Annotated in this window: 14 protein-coding genes; 12 read left to right on the top strand and 2 right to left on the bottom strand. The window is 33.8% G+C overall.

What is annotated here, in order from left to right:
• Positions 1 to 79: 79 nt before the first annotated feature.
• Both DWV06_RS00985 and murC read right to left on the bottom strand, forming a co-directional pair.
• The gene (locus tag DWV06_RS00985; RefSeq protein ID WP_115480312.1) at positions 80 to 1,198 is read right to left on the bottom strand and encodes a DnaD domain protein; all 1,119 of its coding nucleotides are present in this window, start codon (positions 1,196 to 1,198) and stop codon (positions 80 to 82) included.
• Positions 1,199 to 1,464: 266 nt separating this feature from the next.
• Entirely contained in the window at positions 1,465 to 2,844 is a 1,380-nt protein-coding gene (murC, locus tag DWV06_RS00990) for a UDP-N-acetylmuramate--L-alanine ligase (RefSeq protein WP_115480313.1), read from the bottom strand.
• Positions 2,845 to 3,095: 251 nt separating this feature from the next.
• Between murC and DWV06_RS00995 the strand changes: the two genes are divergently transcribed.
• From DWV06_RS00995 to DWV06_RS18945, 12 genes are all read left to right on the top strand, one after another.
• Entirely contained in the window at positions 3,096 to 4,370 is a 1,275-nt protein-coding gene (locus DWV06_RS00995; RefSeq protein WP_193725986.1) for a glucose-1-phosphate adenylyltransferase, read from the top strand.
• Positions 4,367 to 5,485, top strand: a complete 1,119-nt coding sequence (gene glgD / locus DWV06_RS01000) for a glucose-1-phosphate adenylyltransferase subunit GlgD (protein ID WP_115480314.1) — start codon at positions 4,367 to 4,369, stop codon at positions 5,483 to 5,485. The genes DWV06_RS00995 and glgD overlap by 4 nt, the downstream gene beginning before the upstream one ends.
• 51 nt (positions 5,486 to 5,536) lie before the next feature.
• A complete protein-coding gene (gene spoVG, locus DWV06_RS01005; RefSeq protein WP_115480315.1) occupies positions 5,537 to 5,809 on the top strand; it encodes a septation regulator SpoVG in 273 nt (90 codons plus the stop codon).
• Positions 5,810 to 6,024: 215 nt separating this feature from the next.
• Positions 6,025 to 6,471, top strand: coding sequence for an Lrp/AsnC family transcriptional regulator (locus DWV06_RS01010; RefSeq protein WP_115480316.1), 447 nt, complete (start codon positions 6,025 to 6,027; stop codon positions 6,469 to 6,471).
• 59 nt (positions 6,472 to 6,530) lie between these two features.
• The gene (gene ald, locus DWV06_RS01015) at positions 6,531 to 7,652 is read left to right on the top strand and encodes an alanine dehydrogenase (protein ID WP_115480317.1); all 1,122 of its coding nucleotides are present in this window, start codon (positions 6,531 to 6,533) and stop codon (positions 7,650 to 7,652) included.
• A gap of 165 nt (positions 7,653 to 7,817) precedes the next feature.
• Complete coding sequence (locus DWV06_RS01020) at positions 7,818 to 8,546, top strand: sugar phosphate nucleotidyltransferase (protein ID WP_115480318.1); 729 nt, start codon at positions 7,818 to 7,820, stop codon at positions 8,544 to 8,546.
• Positions 8,547 to 8,561: 15 nt separating this feature from the next.
• The gene (gene pth / locus DWV06_RS01025; RefSeq protein ID WP_115480319.1) at positions 8,562 to 9,131 is read left to right on the top strand and encodes an aminoacyl-tRNA hydrolase; all 570 of its coding nucleotides are present in this window, start codon (positions 8,562 to 8,564) and stop codon (positions 9,129 to 9,131) included.
• A 14-nt stretch (positions 9,132 to 9,145) separates the two neighbouring features.
• Positions 9,146 to 12,667 (top strand): transcription-repair coupling factor, encoded by a 3,522-nt coding sequence (mfd, locus tag DWV06_RS01030; protein WP_115480320.1) that lies wholly within the window; start codon positions 9,146 to 9,148, stop codon positions 12,665 to 12,667.
• Between the two features lie 126 nt (positions 12,668 to 12,793).
• Positions 12,794 to 13,855 carry a peptidylprolyl isomerase gene (locus DWV06_RS01035; RefSeq protein WP_115480321.1) on the top strand — a complete coding sequence of 354 codons (1,062 nt, stop codon included), beginning with the start codon at positions 12,794 to 12,796 and terminating at the stop codon, positions 13,853 to 13,855.
• 312 nt (positions 13,856 to 14,167) lie between these two features.
• Entirely contained in the window at positions 14,168 to 14,491 is a 324-nt protein-coding gene (locus DWV06_RS01040) for a hypothetical protein (protein ID WP_115480322.1), read from the top strand.
• Between the two features lie 725 nt (positions 14,492 to 15,216).
• Entirely contained in the window at positions 15,217 to 16,152 is a 936-nt protein-coding gene (locus tag DWV06_RS01045) for a D-2-hydroxyacid dehydrogenase (protein ID WP_115480323.1), read from the top strand.
• A 17-nt stretch (positions 16,153 to 16,169) separates the two neighbouring features.
• A complete protein-coding gene (locus tag DWV06_RS18945) occupies positions 16,170 to 17,318 on the top strand; it encodes a peptide deformylase (RefSeq protein WP_162300537.1) in 1,149 nt (382 codons plus the stop codon).
• Positions 17,319 to 17,361: the final 43 nt, after the last annotated feature.

The following is a 17,361-nucleotide window of genomic DNA, read 5'->3' on the forward strand; positions in this document are numbered from 1 at the left end:
CTCCCTTGTTTGTATATGCACCTAAATTAAAATAAATGTAATATATGGTCATATGTAAGCAGTGATGACCATATATTCATTAAGGGGTTACATTTAGTAACTGTTTTTCCAGTTGTTCATAATCATAAGAACGTTGGTGGAAATTGTTAAATTTATTTGAATCAACAGTCTTCGTTCGTGTTTTAGACGCAGAAGCCTTCAATTTATGATGTTGTTCATCTAAGGGTATTAAATCATTTAATGTTTTTACTCCTTTTGTATTCCATCTTTTCAAGATGGAATCGGTGTATTCAAAACTCGGAGTGTGAATCTTTTGCATAGTTCTTTTACATGCTTCTAAGATAATATCAATTGAAAAACCGTATTCTTTACTCCATTTTTGAATGTATTGAATTTCAGGTTCTACAAGATTTCTTCCTGAAATTCCAAAAGCTTTCAAAACAGAATAATAAGTTTGATTATATGTACTTGTCGCCTTCTTGGCTTCGGCAACGGATTGGATCTGAGATTGTGCCCATGACAAGGCAACTTTTTCTATATAATGAATGCTGCGGTGGCCTTTGCAAACACAGTATTCAATAAGATACTCAATTAAATCCACAGAAAATTTCAAACTATCATAAAAGTAAAGAATTGTTGAAAGCTCTGTTGAAGAAAGTACTTTTCCTAAATACTTTTCAGAAATAAACAATAATTGCTTGATTTCTGTATTGGATTGGAAAGCTTTTAACTGCTCTAACGAATAGGAAGGCTTTTTAGAAGCGGTTCCGTTTTTTACTGGATCTGAAGTATCCGTTTTCATAGTATTGAGAACGACGGTCTCAATCTCAGAATTTTTGTTTTCTGGTTTAGATAAAGTCTCTTGGGTTGACTGCCTGGGCTGAACTTCCTTAGATTTTTTTAAATCTAATAAACTGATACCGGATAATTTTTTGTTTTCGTCGTACTCTAAATGAAGAATATTCATTTTCTCCCAATACTTTAACGCACGTTTAACATCTTTTTCAGTATGTTCGAATTTATCAGCAATTCGGGTAAGAGATAAGGAAGGTGATTCGGAACCCATACAGCGAAGTAAGTACAAATATATTTTTACAAATTCACCATTTGCAGATGACATACATTCATCAATAAAATAATTTGGTATGTATGTAACACTATTTTCACTCTGTTTGCGCAGTTTGATTTCATCTGCCATTTTATTAACCTCCCTGTTGTTTTGCACACATTATAGCATAAAAATCAATAAAAGGAAAATATAATTTTTGCCTGAATGCCTGTAATTACGGGGATTGGAGCAGAAAGTGGAAAATGTGGAAAGTGTGGACAACTAAGCAAAAAAAATTAATAGAAACTTTTAAAGTGTTGTAAAATAAGGGTAAACAAAGTGTTAAGCAAGTAAATTATGTAAATAAGAAAATCCACATAGACTTCCGTGGAAAACTATGTGGATAATGTGGATAATTACTTCCCAAGAAGTTCTTCTCCTACTTTCAATATGTCTCCGGCGCCCATAGTTATCAACAGGTCTCCGTGCATACATTTTTTTAATAAAAAGTTTTCTATCTCATCAAAAGAAGGGAAATAATAAACATCAGTTCCTAGTTTTTTTATTTCATCAAATAAGTCCATCGAACTTATTCCGAGTGTATTTTTTTCCCTTGCTGCATATATATCGGATAGAACAACTTTATCAGCTAAAGAAAGTGATTTAGCAAAATCTTTCAAAAAAGCATTCGTTCTTGTATAAGTATGAGGCTGAAATACACACCATAAAGATTTATGAGGATAATTTTGTGCAGCACTTAGAGTAGCTTGTATTTCAGTAGGATGATGCGCATAATCATCAATTATAGTAACGCCTCCGATTTCGCCTTTGTATTCAAATCGTCGGTTGGTACCGGAAAAAGATAATAGTCCCTTTTTTATAATTTCAATATCTATACCAAGTTCAGTTGCAAGAGAAATAGAAGCAAGAGCATTGGATATATTATGAATACCGGTAACGCCTAATGAAATACGGTCGATTTTTTTACCTTGATGCATGCAGTCGAAAGTGCCTCGTGCTAAGTTGTCAAATTCAATATTGGCTGCAGAAAAATCATAATTTCCTTCTAAGCCATAAGTAAGAACTTTACATTTTAAATTTTGAGTAATATAGGAATAGTTTTCTATCTCACCATTAATAATGAGCAGCCCGTCATCAGGGATATTGTCTGCAAAAGATTTAAATGAGCTGCGGATATCATCTAAATCTTTAAAAAAATCTAAATGATCTTCTTCTATATTTAAGATAATACTAATTTTGGGATAAAAATTTAAAAAGCTATTTGTATATTCACACGCTTCCGTAATAAAAGTTTCCGAATTTCCAACTCGGATATTTCCGTTAATGGATTTTAAGATTCCACCAACTGAAATAGTAGGATCCATATCGGCCTGCAATAATATTTGGGAAATCATAGATGTGGTAGTTGTTTTGCCATGTGTTCCGGAAACAGCGATGGATGTTTCGTAATTTTCCATAATCTGTCCTAATAACTGAGCTCTGGTCAATATTGGAATATTCATTGAAACAGCAGCCATAAGCTCCGGATTGTCTTCTCGAATGGCAGCCGTGTAAACTACTAGATTTGTGGAAACTTCTATATTAGTGGATCTTTGACCATAAAAAATCTTTGCACCTAATTTTTCTAATTGAGTTGTTAATTCAGATTTTTTGGAGTCTGATCCAGAAATTTGGAATCCTTCTTGTAACAATATTTCGGCTAATCCGCTCATACTGATGCCGCCGATACCAATAAAATGAATATGTATCGGTTTTTTGAAATCAATTTTATACATAGTGTCCTCCATAAATAAAACTTATATCGTATCTTAATTATTATAACCTTAATGATATGATTTGGAAACACTAAAAAAAGAAACATTTTTTTAAGTTTTAGTAGTAAAATAAGATTAATTATTGCAATGTGACAAAAATATTGATGCTTTTGTTAAAATTATTGTAAAATTTGTTCACAAGTTGTAAAATATGTGATATAATACAATAAAAATACACAGGCAGACAGAAAAAAGAGACGAGGAGTGGTAATGTGATTAAAAAAGAGATGATTGCAATGTTACTGGCAGGGGGTCAAGGGAGCCGTCTTGGAGTATTAACAGAAAAAGTAGCAAAGCCGGCAGTGGCCTTTGGCGGAAAGTATCGCATTATTGATTTCCCATTAAGTAATTGTATTAATTCCGGTGTAGATACCGTTGGAGTTTTGACGCAGTATCAGCCATTAAGACTTAATACACATATTGGAATAGGAATTCCTTGGGATCTTGACCGAAATATTGGTGGTGTTACTGTACTGCCTCCTTATGAAAAAAGTGAATGCAGTGAATGGTACACAGGTACAGCAAATGCGATTTATCAAAATATAGAATATATGGAAAACTATAATCCGGATTATGTTTTAATATTATCTGGGGATCATATTTACAAAATGGACTATGAATTAATGCTAGACTTTCATAAAGAAAATAATGCAGATATTACGATAGCGGCAATGACAGTTCCAATAGAAGAGGCGAAACGTTTTGGGATACTTATCGCAGATGAGGAAAAACGTATTTTTGATTTTGAAGAAAAGCCAGAGAATCCCAGAAGTAATCTGGCATCAATGGGTATTTATATTTTTCGTTGGGATATATTAAAAAATGCTCTTATTGAAATGTCGGAGCAGAAAAATTGTGATTTTGGTAAACATATCATTCCTTTTTGTCATGAACAAGGCTGCCGAATGTTTGCCTATGAGTACAATGGTTATTGGAAAGATGTAGGGACGTTAAATTCTTATTGGGAAGCGAATATGGAATTGATTGATTTAATTCCGGAGTTTAATCTCTATGAGGAGTTTTGGAAGATATATACCAAGAGTGATATTATACCGCCTCAATATATTTCTACTGATTCCATAATAGAAAGAAGTATTATTGGAGAAGGAAGCGGAATTTATGGTGAAGTTTATAATTCTGTAATTGGGGCAGGAGTAATAATTGGAAAAGGAACGATAGTAAGAGATTCCATTGTTATGAAAAATACACAAATTGATAGTAATTGTTTTATTTCAAAGGCGATAATAGCAGAAAGTGTTCAAATAGGAGATAATGTACAGTTAGGTATTGGAGAAGAGTTGTCTAATCAATTAAATTCAGATATTTATAATCATGGAATAGTGACAATTGGAGAAAATTCAGTCATACCTCCAAATGTAATTGTTGGTAAGAATACAGCAATATCAGGAGAGACATTTTGGGAAGATTATCCGAATGGAGTGTTAGAAAGCGGCGAGTTTATTATCAAGGCAGGTGACAGCATATGAGAGCATTAGGAATTATTTTGGCAGGCGGGAACAATAACAACATGAAGGAACTAACAGTAAAACGGGCCGCTGCAGCTATGCCTATCGCGGGAAACTATCGATGTATAGATTTTGCATTAAGTAATATGTCAAATTCTCATGTTCAAAAAGTAGCAGTATTGACACAATATAATTCCCGATCATTGAATGAACATTTAAGTTCATCAAAATGGTGGGATTTTGGACGTAAACAAGGTGGTCTATTTATATTTACACCTACGATAACAGCAGATAACAGTTGGTGGTATCGGGGAACAGCAGATGCCATTTATCAAAATCTGGATTTTCTGAAAAAGAGTCATGAGCCCTACGTGGTAATTGCAAGTGGGGATAGTATCTATAAACTGGATTATAATAAAGTATTAGAATACCATGTTTATAAAAAAGCAGATATTACAGTGGTATGTAAAGAAATTGGACCAGATGAAGATGTCAGCAGGTTTGGCGTTATAAGAATGAATGAAGATTCCAGAATTGAAGAGTTTGAAGAAAAACCTATGGTAGCAAAGTCAAATACGATATCAACAGGAATTTATGTAATTAGAAGAAGACAGTTGATAGAGTTGATGGAAAAATGTGCTTTAGAAAATCGTTTTGATTTTGTAACAGATATTCTAATACGTTACAAAAACTTAAAACGTATTTATGGATATAAAATGAAAGAGTATTGGAATAGTATTACTTGTGTTGAATCATATTATCAAACCAATATGGATTTTTTAAAACCAGAGGTAAGAAGATACTTTTTTCATGATTACCCAGATATTTATTCAAAAATTGATGATTTACCTCCGGCAAAATACAATGTGGGTGCTGATGTAAGAAACAGTCTCGTTTCTAGCGGTTGTATTCTTAATGGAAAGGTTGAAAATTCAATTCTATATAAAAAAGTCTATATAGGTAACAATTGTGTAATAAGAAATTCAATTATATTAAATGATGTATATATTGGGGATAATACTTATATAGAAAATTGTATTATTGAAAGTCATGATACATTAAGAGCCAATATGACATATATTGGGGAAGAGGATATCAGAATAGTTTTTGAAAATAATGAGAGATTCGTTTTGTAAAGTATAAAACGGTTCAAATAAGGTTAGGCATAAGAAAGGAGCGACTACACTATGCAAATAACAGATGTAAGAGTGAGAAAAGTAGAGAAGGAGGGAAAGATGAAAGCGGTGGTATCTATTACAATTGATGATGAATTTGTAGTTCATGATATCAAAGTAATAGAAGGCGAAAAAGGATTATTTATTGCAATGCCGAGTAGAAAAGGTTCTAATAATGAATACAGAGATATTGCACATCCTATAAATTCTGATACTAGAGAACGCATTCAATCTATTATTCTCCAAAAGTACGAAGAAGCCTTTGCAGAAGTACCTGAAGAATAAAGAATATATTTTTAAATCTATTTTCATTAATCCATGATGGATTAGGAAAATAGATTTTTTTTTCTTTAAACAAGCTAATACAAAAAAAATTATTATAAAATAACTTTTTTAAGAAAAATTAACGGATATAATTTGGAGTTGTTGAAAATATTATTCTCATTTGCTATGATACCATTATTAATTGAACTTGAGATAAACTGAGGATTGGTGATTGTATGTTTGACAGTATCGATATGAATATATTGAAGCTTTTACAAAAAGATGCACGTATGTCTGCTTCAGACATAAGTAGAAAAGTTGATTTGTCTATATCAGCTGTAGGGGAACGAATTAGAAAACTTGAAAAAGCAGATATAATAAAACAATATACAACAACTTTAGATTCTGCTTTCTTTGAAAAGGAACTGACAGCTTTTATGCTGATCAGTATAGAGAGTCCGAATGTCAGTCCAAGGTTTTATGACTTTATTGAACAAGAAAAAGAGATACTGTCATGTTTTTATATTGCAGGTGATTATGACTATATCATTAAAATTGTAACCAAAAACACATCGACATTAGCTGAAGTACTGGATCGTATTAAAAGCTTGGAGGGGATTATTAAGACGAATACCATGGTTGTGCTCGATACCAAGAAAGAACAAAACACATTTTACATATAATGAACTAAAAGTTTTGTATAACAAATGGATTATTTTAATTAAATAAGGAGGTAACAATTATGATCATAGGAGTACCAAAAGAAATTAAGAACAATGAAAACCGTGTCGCTATAACACCTGCAGGAGTCATTGACTTTATTGCTGCAGGACATAGGGTATACATTGAAAAGAATGCAGGTCTGGGAAGCGGTATAACCGATGAAGAATATCAAGCAGCCGGAGCAGTATTGTTGGATACACCGAAAGAAGTGTTTGATACAGCTGAAATGATTATGAAAGTCAAAGAACCGTTACCGGAAGAGTATGACTATTTTAAAGAAGGACAGATTTTATTTACATATCTTCATTTGGCACCGGCACCTGAGCTTGCAAAAGCACTTCTTGAAAAGAAAGTAGTAGGTGTTGCTTATGAGACGATAGAGCTTGAGGACAAATCACTTCCATTACTTATTCCAATGAGTGAAGTTGCAGGAAGAATGTCTACACAAATAGGAGCACAATTTCTTGAAAAGCATGAAGGCGGAAAAGGAATACTGCTCGGTGGTGTACCGGGAGTTGAATCGGCAGAAGTAGTTATCATTGGTGGAGGTGTCGTTGGAATTAATGCTGCTAAGATGGCAGTTGGTCTTGGCGCAAGTGTTACCATTATAGATAAAGATCCTAAACGACTGGCATATCTGGATGATATTTTTGGAGGCAGATTAAAAACACTTATGTCTAATTCTTATAATATTGCAAAATCAGTATCAAAAGCAGATTTAGTGATTGGAGCTGTGCTTGTTACAGGCGCAAAGGCACCGAAACTCGTTACAGAACAAATGGTAGCATCGATGAGTAAAGGTTCTGTCATTGTGGATGTTGCCATTGACCAAGGAGGATCATTTGAAACTATCGATCGATTTACGACTCATGATAAACCGGTATATATCAAACATGGAGTCATTCATTATGCTGTTGCTAATATGCCGGGTTCTGTTGCAAGAACGTCTACTTTTGCATTAACGAATGTGACGATAGATTATGCTCTTCAGATCGCAAATAAAGGATATAAGAAAGCATTACTTGAGAACCCTGCATTACTTAATGGGCTGAATCTTATGGAAGGACATTTGACATATAAAGCAGTAGCCGATGGTCTGCAACTTCCTTTCATGGATGCGGTCGAAGCTCTCAGTGTTTAATAGAAGTCTCATTTTAATATTTCAAAGAAACTTATATGAGAAACAGTGTATGCTGCTTTTTGTATAAGTTTTTTTCTTTTCTACTATCAAATAATATGTGACAAAGCGGAAAATTTCTTGTAGAATATAATGATGAACTATATTTTGGAATAATGGAGGAAAATAATGAGTAAACTAAAAGCGGTTATTTTAGCAGCAGGAAAAGGAACAAGAATGAAATCAGATTTACCCAAAGTGATTCATAAAGTTTTGGGTAAAACTTTAGTAGAATATGTAATAGAGGCAACTCAGCAGGCAGGTGTACAAGAGGTTTGTCTTGTAATTGGATATCAGGCTGATAAGGTAAGGAACAGCATTCCAAAAGGTCCCGAATTTGTCGTTCAGGAAGAACAGCTAGGCACAGGGCATGCAGTAAAATGTGCGAAAGATTTTATTGGTAAGGAAGGAGAAACTCTTGTCTTATGTGGGGATACACCGCTTATCAAGGGAGAGACACTGAAAGCTTTTGTGGATTATCATAGACAAAATGAAAATAAGATAACTGTATTATCAGCGAATATGGAAGACCCAGCCGGATATGGAAGAATCATACGTGATAATCAAGGAGAATTTATTAAGAGTGTAGAGCATAAGGATGCATCACAGGAAGAATTGAAATCAAAAGAAATCAATTCAGGTATGTATATTTTTAATTCAAAGGAATTATCGGAAGCATTAGATAAGTTAACAACAAATAATGCTCAGGGAGAGTATTATCTACCTGACACATTAACGATCGTAAAAGAAAAAGGTCTAAAAGTGGATGCTTACTTGATTCAAGATCCGAGGGAAATTGCCGGAGTGAATACCCAAGAACAGTTGAAAGAAGCAGAAGAAGTAATGAAAAACAGATAGTTAAAGGTGATAAAGATGCATATAATAGTAGGATTGGGAAATCCCAGCAAGGAGTATAAAGGGACGAGGCACAATATTGGATTTGATGCAATTGATTATTTGGCAGACAAATATGGTATCGATGTTTCATCCAAGAAACATAAGGCTTTGATTGGAAAAGGCATCATAGAAGGGTATAAGGTTATTTTAGCAAAACCTCAGACATTCATGAATTTAAGTGGTGAAAGTGTGATTGAACTCATAGACTTTTATAAGATAGATGAAAAAGACGAATTAATTATCATATATGATGATATCAGTCTTGATCCCGGACGAATGCGAATCAGGAAAAAGGGAAGTGCTGGCGGTCATAATGGAATAAAAAACATAATTTCGCATTTAGGTCATGATGAGTTTTTAAGAATAAAAATTGGGGTAGGAGAAAAGCCGAAAGGCTGGGATCTGGCTGATTATGTACTGGGAAGATTTTCCAAAGAAGAACGCCAGGAAGTAGAGGAAGCTATGATACGTACCAGTCAGGCAGTTAAGTTTATGCTTGAAGGTAATGTAGAAGAAGCTATGAACCAATATAATAAAACAAGATAGGATGTGAATGCTCTGTGAAGGCTTTTACAGAACCGCTAAAACAGCTAGGTGAATTTGATGAGATGCAAAAGTATCTTAAAACAGGCAGGGGAATGGTTCAGATTTCCGGTTGTATTGATTCACAGAAGCTGCATATGATTCATTGTCTAAGCGATGGTTTTCGATGGAAAATCATCGTTACTTTTAGTGAGTTAAAAGCAAAGGAAATATATGAAGATTACAAATTTTATGATAGAAATGTGCTTTTGTATCCAGCCAAGGATATGATTTTTTATCAGTCAGATATTCATAGTAACCTTATTATTAAAGAACGTCTTGAAGTGATAAAGGCTGTTATGGAACGAGAACCTATGACCATAGTAACAACTTTGGATGGTTTTATGGACCGGCTTACAGAACAAGAGCAGATTAGAAATAATGTTTTGTATTTAAAAGCCGGTGAAGTAATTAATCTTGATGACTTCAAAAAGCAATTAATTGCCAGTGGATTTGAAAAAAATTATCAAGTTGAAACGCCCGGTCAGTTCGCAGTTCGTGGTGGAATCATTGATATTTTTCCATTAACAGAAGAAAATCCATACAGGATTGAACTTTGGGATGATGAAATTGATTCCATCCGAAGTTTTGATGTATTGAGCCAGCGCTCAATTGAGAATATGGAAGAATTGAAGATCTATCCTGCTACAGAATTAGTATTTTCTCAAGAAAGTATTCAAAAGGGATTGAATCTGATTAAGCAGGAAGCAGAAAAAATAATAGAATCTCTCCGGCAAGAAATGAAAACACAGGAAGCTTACCGAATACAAACAAGTGTGGAAGAATTAGTTGAACAAATCAATGAATTTGGATTAGGTGCAAATTTAGACAGCTATGTACCATATTTTTCTAAAAAGACGGTATGCTTTTTGGAATACTTTAAAGAAGAAGAAACAATTTTATTTTTAGATGAACCCAATAGAATAATGGAGAGAGGACGAGCTGTTGAAGAAGAATTTCAAGAAAGTATGAAGAACCGCCTTGAAAAAGGCTATATACTTCCAGGTCAGATGAACATTTTATATCCTCTTAAAGAAGTTTTGGTGAAATTAAATGATAAACGTGGCGTGGCTTTAAGTACGTTAGATGTCCATATGACGGAATTGTCGATAAGAACCAGGTTTAATATAAATGTAAAGTCAGTAAATCCCTATAATAATAGTTTTGAATTATTGGTGAAAGATTTAAAACAATTTAAAAAAGAAGGTTATGGGGTTGTTCTGCTGTCAGGTTCAAGGACACGGGCAAAACGATTAGCAGATGATTTGTCTGAATATGAATTAAATATTTTTTATACAGATGATTTGGATAGAAAAGTGAAACCAGGAGAAATCATGGTGAGCTATGGGAAGGTAAAAAAAGGTTTTGAATACCCAATACTTAAGTTTGCAGTTATTTCTGAAAGCGATATTTTTGGAAGTGAGAAGAAGAAAAAGAAAAAGCGGAAAAAATATGAAGGACAGCGGATTCAAAGTTTTACAGATCTTTATATCGGTGATTATGTTGTACATGAAAATCATGGACTTGGTATTTATCGTGGCATTGAGAAGGTAGAAGTTGATAAGATTGTAAAAGATTATATGAAAATTGAATATGCCGGTAATGGAAATTTATATATCCCAGCGACGCAATTGAATATGATCCAAAAATATGCCGGCTCGGATGCGAAAAAGCCTAAATTAAATAAATTAGGTACTCAGGAGTGGGCTAAGACAAAGACAAAAGTGAAAGGTGCAGTTAAAGAAATTGCTAGAGAACTGGTGGAGTTATATGCTACAAGACAGGAGAAGCAAGGTTTTGTTTATGGAAAAGATACTGTATGGCAGACAGAGTTTGAAGACATGTTTCCTTATGAAGAAACAGAAGATCAGATGTTAGCCATTGAGGCGACCAAAAGAGATATGGAAAGTAAAAAAATCATGGATCGTCTTATTTGTGGAGATGTTGGATACGGAAAGACAGAAATTGCTATTCGTGCGGCTTTTAAAGCAGTGCAGGAAGGGAAACAAGTGGTCTATCTGGTACCGACAACTATCCTGGCCCAGCAGCATTATAATACATTTGTTCAAAGAATGAAGGATTTCCCTGTTCGCGTAGATTTACTATGCCGTTTTCGTACTCCGGGGGAACAAAAGAAAACGATTAGTGATTTGAGATCAGGATTGGTAGATATTTTAATAGGTACCCATAGAGTATTGTCAAAAGATGTAGCGTTTAAAGATTTAGGACTATTGATTATCGATGAGGAACAGCGCTTTGGGGTGGCGCATAAGGAAAAAATCAAACAGCTAAAAAATAATATTGATGTTCTGACTCTTACGGCAACACCGATACCCAGGACTCTTCATATGAGTTTAATCGGTATACGTGATATGAGTGTACTTGAAGAAGCTCCAAATGACAGAGTACCGATTCAAACTTATGTTATGGAGTACAATGATGAAATGGTCCGAGAAGCTGTTAACCGCGAGTTAGCCAGAGGTGGGCAGGTATATTATGTATATAATCGCGTAAATACCATACAAGATATTACGCAAACAATAGCAAACTTAGTGCCCGAAGCCAATGTGGCCTATGCACATGGACAGATGAAAGAACATCAATTAGAAAAAATCATGTATGATTTTATTAATGGTGATATTGATGTATTAGTTTCAACGACTATTATAGAAACTGGTTTAGATATTTCCAATGTTAATACTATGATTATTCATGATGCAGATAATCTTGGACTTTCACAATTGTATCAATTACGTGGGAGAGTAGGTAGATCCAATCGAACAGCCTATGCATTTTTGATGTATAAAAGAGATAAGATGCTCAAAGAAGTAGCAGAAAAGCGTCTTCATGCCATTAAGGAATTTACAGAACTTGGCTCAGGATTCAAAATTGCCATGAGGGATTTAGAAATCCGCGGAGCCGGAAGCCTGTTAGGTGCACAGCAGCATGGACATATGGAGGCAGTTGGTTATGATTTATATTGCAAGATGTTGAATGAGGCGGTAAAACACCTAAAAGGGATAGAAGATGAAGACAGTTTTGATACCACAATTGATTTAGATATTGATGCGTATATACCGGAAAATTATATTCAGAACGAGTTTCATAAACTAGATATTTACAAAAGGATTGCCAGTATTGAAAACGATGAAGAATATGATGAGATGGTCGAAGAATTACTAGATAGGTTTGGAGATATGCCAAAGTCTGTTCAAAATTTATTAGAAGTTTCAAAACTAAGAGCGTTGGCACATAGTTTACAATTTATCGAGATTTCAAAAAAAGGAGATATATATGTTTTTACCCTATTTGAAAAAGCAAAGATAAAGGTGGAGCTTATTCCAGATTTTCTTGAGATATATAATGATAAAATGAAGTTTACATTAGGAGCCAATCCATTTTTCAGCTATTATCCACCTAAAAATAATAAAAACATGAAAGAAAACAGTTTGGAATTGATTCGTGGAATTTTGGATGAAATGCAGATGCTCAGGATGTGAAAAATATATTAAAAATCTTGCCACAATAGAAGATAAGTAATATAATGAAGTCGTTCCATATTTTATGGAAAGAGGAAGAAATTGAGAAAAAATATTTGAAAGAAACTATATAATTAGGAGGATAATATGAAAAACAAAAACAGATGGAAGAGCATAGTGATTGCTATGATGGCTCTTGCAGTATTTACAATGGCCGGATGCCAAAGCAAGCCAGAAGATGTAGTAGCGACTTTAGATGATCAGAAGATTACATTTGGATTTGCAAATTTCTTTGCAAGATATACACAGGCAAATTATGATGCAATGTATGCTCAGGTTTTTGGAAAAGATGTATGGTCACAAAAAACCGGTAAGGATAATCAGACAATTGAGGCAGGCGTGAAACAAGATATCCTGAAAATGATTGAAGAATTGTACATTCTAGATAATCATAAAGATGAATATAAAGTTTCTTTAACTAAGGATGAAACGAAATCTATTGAAGCAGCAGCAGATAAGTTTATGAAATCCAATACCAAGGATGCAATAGAAGAGATAGGTGCGACCAAAGAGTATATTATAGAAATGCTTCGTCTTATGACCATTAAAGATAAAATGTATTCGGCTATGATAGCAGATGTTGATTTAAAAGTAAAAGACGAAGAAAAAAATCAAGCTAAGATTAAATACGCTAAAATAAGTACGAAAACTAAGAAAGACAAAAATAAACAAGATGTAGAATTGACGAAGGAAGAAGTAAAAACTCTTCGAAAAGATGTAGCAGAATTAGCGAAGAAAGTTCAAAATGGAGCAGACTTTGATAAAGCAGCAACAGATATAGGACATACAGCAAGCGAAGCAACTTATGGTTCTGATGATGAAACGCTTCCGGCTGAATTGAAAAAAGCAGCAAACGCGTTAGAAGAAGGAAAGACTTCTGATGTTATTGAAATTGAAGATTCTTTATATGTAGTAAAAATGGAGAGTAAATTAGATAAAAAAGCTACTGCTGATAAAGAAACATCAATTATAAAAGAAAGAAAAGAAACAAAATATAAAGAAATATATGATTCATGGGCAAAGAAAGTTAAATTTAAAGTAAATAACAGCGTTTGGGATGATGTAAAATTTGACCGCTTATTTACCCAAGTTTCAGATACACAAACAGCAGATATTAATTCAGAAGCAGGTGTTCAGACACAAGATTAGGGCAAGTTCCCCATCTGTTTTCTCTTTGGTTTCATGTATTAAGGGAATCTAAGTTCTGTTTCCGGATGCAAAAAACGTGTCTGGAAATCCCAAACTCGAGCAAGCTCTCAAACAGGTGGGATTTCCAAACAAAAGCATCCTGAAACAGAACTAAGATTCCCTAAATACATTCAAGAAGGCGAGAAACCAGATGGGGAACTTGCAGTTTATTGGTTGTGGGACTTTGTGATTACAATTTCGGGGAGTTATTGGAGAAATGGAATGGTAGTATGACCAATTAAATTAAACAAAATGAGAGAAAGGATTGATTGTATGAAAAAAATTAGTAAAATGACTTTAGATACTGATTACAAAAAGAATGTAAGTTGTTATTTTTCCTGGCTTCCTTTTATTGGACTTATTGTTTCGATATTTAGTGCGCTATTTATGTTAGTGAAAGGAAAAGAACCATCACTGATGTTGGTATTGTATACACTGATACCGTTAGTTGGAAATTCATTTTTATCTTTTTTAATTTATATATCTTTTCGGAAAACATTAAATTTTAATCTACCATTTTTTAAAGGTAAGAAGAAGTTTTTAACTATCTCTTTAATCACTTGTTTTATGTTAATTGAAATAATCATATTTAGTTAATTACCTTGAAACTGTAGATACGATAGATTTTGGCAGCTTACGCCACCCTTGACAGCACACAAAAGCAATGCTTTGAACATCTTACCGACGACGAAGAACTCAAGAACAGATAGGTTTCAACGTCTGGTTCACAGCATCATAGCATTGCTTTTGCGTGCCATCAAGGGTAAATCCCTTCGGGATGGCTAGGTTAGACCTCTGGCTCAGAATCTAAGAACAGATAGAGACTTCGGCTTGTGATTTCTGCATTAGCAGAATCATTTACGGGGACAGGAACATCCGCCAGGAATTAAATTTTATCAGTCCGAAAGTATCTATAGAGTTCATTGCTTTTTTGTTGAAAAAGTGATATAGCCCCAGTAACTAGAGAGGTTTATATACAAAAAAAGATAATAAATCTAACACTAAATAAAATACAGAAGTAAAAGTAGTAAAAATATCACCCCCTAACGTCCCCCGTAAACTTCCAAAAATATTCCCATAAGATGTTTTGCTTCAACGTTTATGCCATGGAAATGAGACTTAAAAACTGATAGAAGGCACTCCTGATATCAGTTTTGTTTTTAAGGCTCATTGAAATGTCCGGCATAACCGTTGAAGCAAAACATCTTATGGGAATATTTAACACGAAATTTACAAAAGCAAGTGTTCTGTTCGTTGACATGAAAATATATATTGGTTATTATGTTGGTAGAAATGAGTAATGGAACGAAAAGGAGGTTAACATGAAAATCGTTTTTCTAGATGCAAAGACCATAGGAGATGACATTGACTTAACTGGATATGAAGAAATAGGTGAAGTAGTGAAATATGATTTTACAAAGACAGAAGAAGCCTCAGAACGTGTCATGGATGCAGATGTAGTGATTGTGAATAAAACACTGATCAACGAGAAAACCATTGGGAAGGCTGAAAACTTGAAATTAGTTTGCATTACAGCTACCGGTACCAATAATTTAGATAAAGAATACTTAGAAAAAAAGGGGATTGAATGGAGGAATGTTGCAGGATACTCTACAGAATCTGTTGCACAACATACTTTTTCGTTGCTGTTCTATTTGGCCGAAAAAATGAGATACTATGATGACTATGTGAAAGGAGAACACTATATTAATGATACGGTCTTTTCACATTTTTCTAATGTATTCCACGAGTTGCATGGTCAGACATGGGGAATTATTGGATTGGGGAATATTGGAAGAAGAGTTGCCGGTCTGGCACAAGCTTTTGGCTGTAAAATAATTTATTATTCTACTTCTGGCAAAAATAATAATACTGATTATAAACAAGTAGATTTTGATACATTGCTTTCGAATGCAGATGTAATATCTATACATGCCCCTTTGAATGAAAATACACAAGGTCTGATGGATAAGATTGCTTTTCAAAAAATGAAGAAATCAGCAATACTCTTAAATTTAGGACGTGGACCTATTGTAGTTGAAGAAGATTTAATGCAGGCTTTGGAAAATGAAGAATTAGCTGCAGCAGGGCTTGATGTGTTATGTGAAGAACCTATGAGTGAGTTGAATCCACTTTTAAGAATGAAAGATAGCAGCAGGCTTGTGATTACACCTCATATAGCATGGGCAAGTGTGGAAGCCAGAACACGTTTAATGAATATTATATTAAATCAGATAAAAGAATATTTTAATCTATAAATCAAAGGAGAGTAATTATGAGTTACGAGATATTACAGCTGGGGAATCCTAAACTTTATGATGTCAGTTTACCGGTTAAAAAGGAAGAATTAGTTGAAATAGATAATATTATTAAAGAACTACATAATACAATTATCAGATTTAAAAATATAAAAGCTGAGGGTATTGCAATTTCTGCACCACAAATTGGAATTTTTAAAAGGATTATTTATCTATTTCAGGGAGCTCCTGTAGTATTTATTAATCCGAGGTTAGAATTTGTAAATGAAAAAAAAGTTAGTATCATTGAAGAGTGTATGTCTTTTCCGGGATTAGGGGTGAAAGTTGACCGTTATGAGAGCTGTGTGATTAAGTATAAGAATATGCAATGGGAAGATTGTGAAATGGATTTATATGGGTTTCTTTCTTTTGAAATTCAACATGAATATGACCATTTGGACGGTATTTTATCTACTATGAGAGCAGTAAATCCCAAGGCATTTTATTTCGGAAAAGAGATTCCTGAACAACAAAATTTAAAGTATTATAAGAATAAAAAATCCAAAGTTGAAATTTCCAGTGATGCTAAAGTTCTTTTGTTTACGGGAGATAGTGTAACTGATTGTAATCGACTCTGGGGAGATGATCCAAGTGGACTGGGAGAAGGTTATGTGCGTAAGATTGCTGAAGATTTAGAAAATCTGCAGTCTGTTAAGGTTATTAACAAAGGGTTTAATGGATTTATGATACAGGACCTAAAAAGTAAGTGGAAAAGTTTTTTGGAATCGAATCCTGATGTTATAACTATTCTGATTGGAATTAATGATGCAGGTCTGCGGATCGGAAATCATATATCTATGGCTCGTCTTGGTTTTAGAGAAGATTATGAGTTTATTATAAAAGAAACATTGGATACGACCCATGCTAAAATAATATTGATGTCTCCGTTTGTTTTTGGACAAATGAATGAATATGCTGGATGGCGTCAGATTGTAGAGGAACATATTGAAACAGTGAGAGAACTTGCCGATAAATATCAGCTGCCATTTATTGATTTAGATGGCATTTTTGTAGATGCATCCCGTAAATACGGCTATAAGTCGCTTACAACAGATGGTACACATTTAACTCCATATGGTCATGCGATTATTGCAGACGAATGGTGTAAGGTTTATAAAAATTTATAATAGTAATGTAATTGTCAAAAGAGGGGGGTTATTTTTACAATAC

Origin of the sequence: Anaerosacchariphilus polymeriproducens (assembly GCF_003363435.1) — a bacterium.
Classification (GTDB): Bacteria; Bacillota; Clostridia; order Lachnospirales; family Lachnospiraceae; genus Anaerosacchariphilus; species Anaerosacchariphilus polymeriproducens.

Bases quoted from the DNA above. Each gene is read 5' to 3' on its own strand.
- DWV06_RS00985 (WP_115480312.1), bottom strand. From the start codon at position 1,198: ATGGCAGATGAAATCAAACTGCGCAAACAGAGTGAAAATAGTGTTACA.
- murC (WP_115480313.1), bottom strand. From the start codon at position 2,844: ATGTATAAAATTGATTTCAAAAAACCGATACATATTCATTTTATTGGT.
- glgD (WP_115480314.1), top strand. From the start codon at position 4,367: ATGAGAGCATTAGGAATTATTTTGGCAGGCGGGAACAATAACAACATG.
- spoVG (WP_115480315.1), top strand. From the start codon at position 5,537: ATGCAAATAACAGATGTAAGAGTGAGAAAAGTAGAGAAGGAGGGAAAG.
- DWV06_RS01010 (WP_115480316.1), top strand. From the start codon at position 6,025: ATGTTTGACAGTATCGATATGAATATATTGAAGCTTTTACAAAAAGAT.
- ald (WP_115480317.1), top strand. From the start codon at position 6,531: ATGATCATAGGAGTACCAAAAGAAATTAAGAACAATGAAAACCGTGTC.
- DWV06_RS01020 (WP_115480318.1), top strand. From the start codon at position 7,818: ATGAGTAAACTAAAAGCGGTTATTTTAGCAGCAGGAAAAGGAACAAGA.
- pth (WP_115480319.1), top strand. From the start codon at position 8,562: ATGCATATAATAGTAGGATTGGGAAATCCCAGCAAGGAGTATAAAGGG.
- DWV06_RS01035 (WP_115480321.1), top strand. From the start codon at position 12,794: ATGAAAAACAAAAACAGATGGAAGAGCATAGTGATTGCTATGATGGCT.
- DWV06_RS01040 (WP_115480322.1), top strand. From the start codon at position 14,168: ATGAAAAAAATTAGTAAAATGACTTTAGATACTGATTACAAAAAGAAT.
- DWV06_RS01045 (WP_115480323.1), top strand. From the start codon at position 15,217: ATGAAAATCGTTTTTCTAGATGCAAAGACCATAGGAGATGACATTGAC.
- DWV06_RS18945 (WP_162300537.1), top strand. From the start codon at position 16,170: ATGAGTTACGAGATATTACAGCTGGGGAATCCTAAACTTTATGATGTC.